The following is a 6,946-nucleotide window of genomic DNA, read 5'->3' on the forward strand; positions in this document are numbered from 1 at the left end:
TGCGTTTCCGCCGCTGCTCACGCCCCCACCGCCCATTGGCACGGCTCGTCGGTGCGCGCTTCCCGGTGCAGCGCCGCCCGGTCGAGCCGGACCGCGTGGTTGATGATCGCCATGTGGGTGAAGCCCTGCGGGACGTTGCCGCGCTGCTCGCCGGACGCGGCGTCGATCTCCTCGGCGAACAGCCCGAGGTCGTTGCCGCGGGTCAAGAGGCGCGCGAACAGGGGCTCGGCCTCGTGCGTACGCCCGGCCAGCGCCAGGCAGCCGACGCGCCAGAAGGCGCAGGCCGCGAAAGTCGCCTCCGGGTGCTCGAAGCCGTCGCCGTTGCGGTAGCGGTATATCAGGTCGCCGTCGCCGAGCCCGGCGCTCACCGCTTCGAGCGTCGCGGCGACCCGGGGCGAATGGGCGTCGAAGGCGCCGAACAGAACCGTGCGCAGGACCGCCGCGTCGAGGTCGTCCGAGCCGTAAGACTGGGTGTAGGCCCCGACCCGCTCGCTCCAGCCCTTCTCGTGGTACTCGGCACGGATCTCGGCCGCGACCCTGCGCCATTCCTCGACCCGATCCGGGCTCGCCACGTCCACGGCCTGCGCGATCTGCACCGCCCGGTCGAGGGCGACCCAGAGCATGCCCTTGGTGTGCAGGATCTGGCGCGTCTCGTCGCGCAACTCCCAGATGCCGTGGTCGGGGGCGTGGCGGCAGCGGATGACGTGGTCGGTGAGGTGCCCCAGCGCCTCCGGCAGGTGGTCGTTGACCTTGACCGGCGGGTCGTAGCCGACGGCGTCCAGGAAGGCGTGGAGCGCCACCAGGAACTCGCCATAGATGTCGTACTGGTGCTGGCCGGAGGCCGCGTTGCCGATCCGCACCGGTCCGACCCCGCGCCAGCCGCGCAGGTGATCGAGGATCTCCTCCTCCGGCACGCGCCCGTTGATGCCGTACATCAGCTTGAGGTCGCGGCCGCGGGTCTGGTCGGCGTCGCGCAGGAAGCGCAGGAACTCCGCCGCCTCGCGTACGTAGCCGAGATTGACGAAGGCCGTGACGGTGAAGCTCGCGTCCCGCATCCAGACGTAGCGGTAATCGAAGTTGCGGGTGCCCGGCACCGCCTCCGGCAGGCTGGTGGTGGCGGCCGCGATGATCCCGCCCGAGGGCGCGTGGGTCAGAAGCTTCAGCACCAGGGCGCTGCGCAGCACGCTGTCCCGGTGCGGCCCGTCATAGGTGCAGCGACCGGACCATTCCTCCCAGTAGTCATGCGTCGCCGACAGGCTCTCCTCGGCGCGACCGACATCGCCGTCGTCGTCCTCCCGGTGGGCGAGGACCAGCGACGCCCCCTCCCCGGCCCTCAGGGAGAACGCCGCCTCGACCCGGTCGCCGGTGATGGCGAGCGGCACCGAGGCCGCGACGCGCACGCCTTCCGCAGCGCCGAGACGCCGGCACAGGACCGTCCCGTTCGCCTCGGACTCAAGGGCGGCGCCGTCGCGGGCGTAGTCGAAGGTCGGGCGCACGCGGAACCGCCCCGTCACCGTGCCGGCCTCGCAAGTGAGGAGGCGCACGATCCGGCCGCGCGGATCGCCGTCCGGTCCCTCCTCCGGTACCGCCTCCAGGGGATGGATCGGCATGAAGTCGGTGAGCCGCGCGGTGCCGGTCGCGGTGACGAAGGTGGTCTCCAGGATGCAGGTGCCGGGTCGGTAGCGGCGATGCGTCTCGGAGAGGCCGTCGAGGACGAGGTCGCAGAAGCCGCCCTTGTCCTCGTCGAGGAGGCGCAGGAACGTGGCTGGGCTGTCGTGGCAGGGCCAGCACAGCCAGTCGATCGATCCGTCCCGGGCGACGAGCGCCGTCGTGCAAGTATCGCCGATGACGGCGTAGTCCTCGATCGGCCGGTCCGTCACGTCGCCTCGCTGTCAACACAAGTTAAAGCGCGGGGGTAACGTACCGTCCGGTGGCGCGGTTTCGGGGCGCGACGGTTTGCGCCGCACCATCAGGTCCCCTGGAGGTCAGGCCGCGGAGACCCGGTCCACGAAGTCGTGAATGGTGCCGCGCAGGCGCGCCGTCTCGGCATGCACGGCGGCGGCAGCCTCTCCGACCCCGGCGATCGCCGCCACGGTGCCGCGCAGGCCCGTCGCCGTCCCGTCGATGCCACGGTCGGTCTCGGCGGTGAGGCCGGCGGCGGCCTCGGCACTCCGGCCGATCTGGTCGGCGGCCCGGTGCTGCTCGGCGATGGCGCGGGAGGTCTCCCCGGCGATGGCCTCGATCGCGTCGACGGCGCCGCCGATGCCGCGGATCACCGCGACGGCGCCCGCGGTGGCGGACTGGATGCCGGCGACCTGGCGGGTGATCTCCTCTGTGGCTCTCGCGGTCTGGCCGGCGAGTTCCTTGACCTCCGCCGCCACCACCGCGAAGCCGCGGCCGGCCTCGCCGGCCCGGGCCGCCTCGATCGTGGCGTTGAGCGCCAGAAGATTGGTCTGGCCGGCGACGCCCGCGATCATCGCCACCACATCGCCGATCCGCTGCGCCGCCCCGGCGAGGCCCGCCACGGCGCCGTCGGCGGCGCTCACCTGTGCGTTCGCCTGGGCCACCCGCTGGACCGTCTCGTCGGTCTGCCGGCCCACCGCCGCTACCGCCCGGGTCAGGGCGGACGCCGACTGCGCCACGCCCTCGACATGGGTCCGGGTCCGCTCCGAGGTGCCGGCAGCGCCCGAGGCCTGGCGCTCCATGTCGCGGGTCACGGTGCTGAGCCGGTCGGCCGATCCCGCCATGGTGGCGACCGTGGCGTCGACCTGATCGAGGGCGGCCAGCACCCCTGCCTCGAAGGTGCGGATATGCGCCTCGACCCGGCGCCCGCGCTCCACGAGCAGGTCCTGCTCGGCGTTGGAGGCGGCGAGTGCGGCCCGCTCGACCATGCCGTCGCGGAATCCCGCCACCGCCCGGGCCACGGCGCCGACCTCGTCGCGGCGCTCCAGCCCGACGAACCGCACCGCGAGGTCGCCGGCCGCCAGCCGATCGGCATCGGCGACGAGGCGCACCAGCGGGCGCGACACGCTGCGGGCGATCACCAGGGCCGCGCCGAATCCGGCTGCCGCCAGCACGGCGCCGGCGAGGAGCATCAGGGTCAGTTCGCGTTCGAGATCGGCCCTGGTGGCGGCGGCCCGCATCTCCGCGTCCTGGCCAGCGGCGCTGCGCACGGCGTCGAGGCCGGCCCGCAGGGTGGCGCTACGCCGGTTCATCGCCTCCTGGGTCGGGATCTCGCGCGACCGGGCCAAGCCGAGCAGGACCTCGGCATCGCGCTGCCAGCGTGCCGTCTCGGTCCGGGCAGCCCGCACCAGGGCGCCGACCTCCTCCGACTGCACCGTCGCGCCGAGGCGGTCGAGGGCAGCGGCGAGGCCCGCGGTCTCGGCCCGGAAGCCGGCCTCGATCGTCCCGTGGTCGAGGAAATCGGTCATCGCCAGGACGCGCGCGAGGATCCGCTCGGCACGCGCGAAGCGCATCCGCGCCTCCTCGCCCGCGGCTCCGGAGGCGAGGCTGAGGCCCGTGACGGTGCCGAGGCGGCCGACGGCGGCGATGCCCTGCCAGCCGACGAGGCCCGCCAGCACGCCGCCGGCGACGAGGAAGCCGAGGAGCGGCAGGAGGAGCTTGGTTCTGATCGACATCGCGGGGATCCGGGAGGCGGCGCGGGGCTCGGTGCAGCTCACGACGCTCTCGCTGCGGCGCCGCCGCTGCGAGCGGCAACGGCGCGTGGGCGTCGAGTAGGGGACGCTCAGTTCGGCAGGTTGGGCAGGGCCGTCTCGGTCTGCTCGGCCGTCAGGGAGCGCAGGAAGGCGAGGAGGTCCAGGCGCTCGGGCGCGCTCAGTTCGAAGCGGTGCATCAGGGGCGACTTCGACGGCCGGTCGATCCCGCCGCTCTCGTAGAAGGCCAGGATCGCCTCCAGATCGGCGAACTGCCCGGCATGCCCGAACGGCGCCCGGTAGGTCAGGTTGCGCAGGCCCGGGGTCTTGAAGGCGTGGCGCGCGCCCGGCTCGTCCGGTGCGACCCCCGCCCGGCCGAGGTCCCGGGTCGGGATGCCGAGATCGTGGAACTTGTTGTCGGTGAAGTTCCAGCCGGTATGGCAGGCGGCGCAACGCGCCTTGCCGGCAAACAGCGCGAAGCCGCGCTTGGCCGCCGGGGTGATGGCGTCCTCGCTGCCCTCGACCCAGCGGTCGAACGGCGCCCAGCCGGCCACCACCGTTCGCTCGTAGGTCGCGATCGCCGTCAGCACGGCCTCGCGGCTCGCACCGGTCTCGGGAAACAGGCGACGGAACTGCGCGTCGTAGTCCGGGATCGCCTTCAGGCGACCGACGATCTCCGGGAACTTGCCGTTCATCTCGACGGCGGCGGTGATCGGCCCCTGCGCCTGCGCCTCGAGGGTGGGCGCGCGCCCGTCCCAGAACAGCACCGGCATCCAGGCGGCGTTGAGGATGGTGGGCGCCTTGCGCCCCAGCGGCGTGTTGGTCGCCCCGATGGCGCCCGGCACCGGGACCTCATAGCCGAAGGACGGGTTGTGGCAGCTCGCGCAGCTCAGGTTCTGCATCCCGCTCAGGCGCGGATCGAAGAACAGCATCTTCCCGAGCGTCGCGAGCTGCGGCGAATAGGGCGCGGCTTCGGGAAATGGAATGCTGGCCGGCCGTCGATGGAGCGCCTTGAGCGCGGCGATATCCGGCTCCGCCGATGCGGCGGCCCCGCCGAGCAGGATGGCGGCGAGCGTGAAGACCCTGAGCTTCATCGTGATCCCGAGAGGTGCCCTAGATGCCGTCGGCACGGCCCCTCCCGTGATTAGAATATCGCCATGAAAAAAAGTTTAAAATCGGCATTCCCTTGTGTCTCGAAGGCCTGACCCAAGACATGCGACGCGCTGCGCGGGAACTGATCGGGCGGTGCGGTGTCCTGGAAACCGGTCGCCGGAAGTCCGCGCTCAGTCCAGCCAGGTGCAGGCGACGGCCAGGGACGCGATGGCGAGCACGGTCCGGCGCTCGTCGCGGATGGTCACGAACAGGTGCAGCCGGTCCTGGCGGCGGGCCTCGTCGCGGGCGATGTCGGCCAGGACCCGCATGGCATGTGCCCGAGCAGCCTCGCGGTTCGGCCACTCGCTGCCCTCGTCGTCGCGGTGCGACAGGTCGTGATCGTTGATGTCAAAGAAGTAGTGCGGCACGGGTTGCCCCAATGGTGTGAGAGGATCTCCGGACCGAATCTCGGAACCCACCGACAGGCCCTGCCGATCGGGGCCCCGGTGACGGTTCCCTAGGACGCAGCGGCAAGCAGCGCTCTCGCAAATGTTTATCTTATCCGAATTTCCCTCTCGTCACAAACAAGTACGACAATTACCAGATTATGCCGCGCTCGGCCGGTGCTTGCGACGTCACGGTGCCCCCGCCATCCGCCATCCGCCATCCGCGCCGGTCGAACTCGCTCGGCTGCGATACAACCGTGCGCGCCGTTCTCCCCCGAACCGACTTGCTGTAGGCTGGCGCTTAGGGAGCCCCGCGCGATCAGGACGCCCGATGGGTGGGCGCGGCCCGGGCGACGTCCTGCGAAGGCGACTCGCACCGGCGACTTGCGAAGGAAGGACAGCGCCCTGCGGCTCTCGCTCTACACCGACCTGTCGCTGCGCCTGCTGCTCTATCTCGCGGCGGTGGAGGCCGGCGGCTGGACGACGACGCCGGCGGTGGCGCGCGCTTTCGGAGTGTCGCTGCACCACCTGCAGAAGGTGGCGCGCGGGCTCACCGGCGCGGGCTACATCGAGGCGAGGCAGGGGCGCGCCGGCGGCGTGCGCCTGGCCCGCCCGCCGGTGGAGGTGCGGCTCGGCGCCGTGGTGGCGGAACTGGAAGGGCTCGGCTGCCTCGTCGAGTGCGGGCGCGGCCCCTGCCCGCTCGCCGGACGCTGCCTGCTCAAGCACGCGCTCGACGCCGCCGAGCGCAGCTTCGTGCGCGAGCTCGACCGGTTCACCCTCGCGGACGTCCTCGCCGGGCGGACCGGGGCAGCCCTGCGGGAGCTGATCGCGCGCGAGGCGGATCCCGGCCCGTAATACCGCCGCACCTTCGAACGGACGCGTTCGTAGGTACCAGGCAAGCCCGAACGGGCGCCGGCGCTGATGCGACGGCGCCAGGGTATAAGGCGTCAGGCCGCGTCCCGGGCGGCCCGGCGCTCGGCGGCGGCGGCCTGCCAGATCTCCAGGGCGGCGTCGGCGTTCATCGCCGCGATGCCGAGGCCGACCACCAGGTCGGGCCAGGGCGACAAGGTGGCGGCGGTGACGAGCCCGGCCGCCACGATGGCGAGGTTGGCGACCGCGTCGTTGCGGGCCGACAGGAAGGCCGCCCGAGTCAGGCTGCCGCGCCCCTCGCGGTGGCGGGCCAGCATCAGGGCGCAGGCGAGGTTGACGGCGAGCGCCCCGAGCCCCGTCAGGGTCAGCGGCACCGGCGCCGGGGCCGCGAAGGCGCCGATCTTCTGCCAGGCGGTCCAGAGCGCCGCGAGCCCCGGCAGCAGCAGGATGCCGGCCATCACGGTGCCGAGCCGCGCCCGCGCCGCCGGCCGCCAGCCGAGGCCGGCGACGATCAGGAGGTTGAGCGCCGCGTCCTCCAGGAAGTCGACGCTGTCGGCCACGAGGGCGACGGAGCCGATCGCCACCGCCACCGCCGCCTCGACCCCGAAATAGCCGAGATTGAGCAGGGCGACGCGCCGCACGGTTCTGCGCAGGGCGGGATCGGTGTCGGAGGAGGTCACGGGACGGGCCTCGCGGAGCGGAACACGCGGCGTCTATGCCCCGGTCGCACGCGCCCGGCCAGAGGGGACCGTCCACCGCCGGACCGGCGGTCCCGAAACGACGAGCGCCGCCCCGGTATGCCGGGGCGGCGCTGTCAAAGTCGGGTGCTCATACCCTCGCGCCTTCGCATCGACGCGAAGGCGACCGGCGCATCAGCGCCGGCGC

Annotated in this window: 5 protein-coding genes and 1 pseudogene; 1 reads left to right on the forward strand and 5 read right to left on the reverse strand. The window is 72.7% G+C overall.

Features of this window, described 5'->3' with window-relative positions; all coding sequences use genetic code 11:
• Positions 1 to 17: 17 nt before the first annotated feature.
• The 4 genes and pseudogenes from MFF64_RS17350 to MFF64_RS17365 form a co-directional block, all read right to left on the reverse strand.
• Complete coding sequence (locus MFF64_RS17350; protein WP_099907260.1) at positions 18 to 1,880, reverse strand: glycoside hydrolase family 15 protein; 1,863 nt, start codon at positions 1,878 to 1,880, stop codon at positions 18 to 20.
• A gap of 105 nt (positions 1,881 to 1,985) precedes the next feature.
• Positions 1,986 to 3,032, reverse strand: a pseudogene (locus tag MFF64_RS38605) (methyl-accepting chemotaxis protein); the annotation flags it as partial.
• Between the two features lie 713 nt (positions 3,033 to 3,745).
• The gene (locus MFF64_RS17360; protein ID WP_099907264.1) at positions 3,746 to 4,747 is read right to left on the reverse strand and encodes a cytochrome-c peroxidase; all 1,002 of its coding nucleotides are present in this window, start codon (positions 4,745 to 4,747) and stop codon (positions 3,746 to 3,748) included.
• Between the two features lie 189 nt (positions 4,748 to 4,936).
• Complete coding sequence (locus MFF64_RS17365; protein WP_099907266.1) at positions 4,937 to 5,173, reverse strand: DUF6894 family protein; 237 nt, start codon at positions 5,171 to 5,173, stop codon at positions 4,937 to 4,939.
• Positions 5,174 to 5,575: 402 nt separating this feature from the next.
• On the opposite strand from MFF64_RS17365, the gene MFF64_RS17370 reads away from it, so the two are divergent.
• Positions 5,576 to 6,046, forward strand: a complete 471-nt coding sequence (locus tag MFF64_RS17370) for an RrF2 family transcriptional regulator (RefSeq protein WP_207768226.1) — start codon at positions 5,576 to 5,578, stop codon at positions 6,044 to 6,046.
• A gap of 92 nt (positions 6,047 to 6,138) precedes the next feature.
• Here the strand turns inward: MFF64_RS17370 and MFF64_RS17375 are convergent, their stop codons facing one another.
• The gene (locus MFF64_RS17375; RefSeq protein WP_099907268.1) at positions 6,139 to 6,741 is read right to left on the reverse strand and encodes a cation efflux transmembrane domain-containing protein; all 603 of its coding nucleotides are present in this window, start codon (positions 6,739 to 6,741) and stop codon (positions 6,139 to 6,141) included.
• Positions 6,742 to 6,946: the final 205 nt, after the last annotated feature.

The sequence above is a fragment of the Methylobacterium frigidaeris genome (genome assembly GCF_022179185.1).
GTDB classification, from domain to species: Bacteria; Pseudomonadota; Alphaproteobacteria; order Rhizobiales; family Beijerinckiaceae; genus Methylobacterium; species Methylobacterium frigidaeris.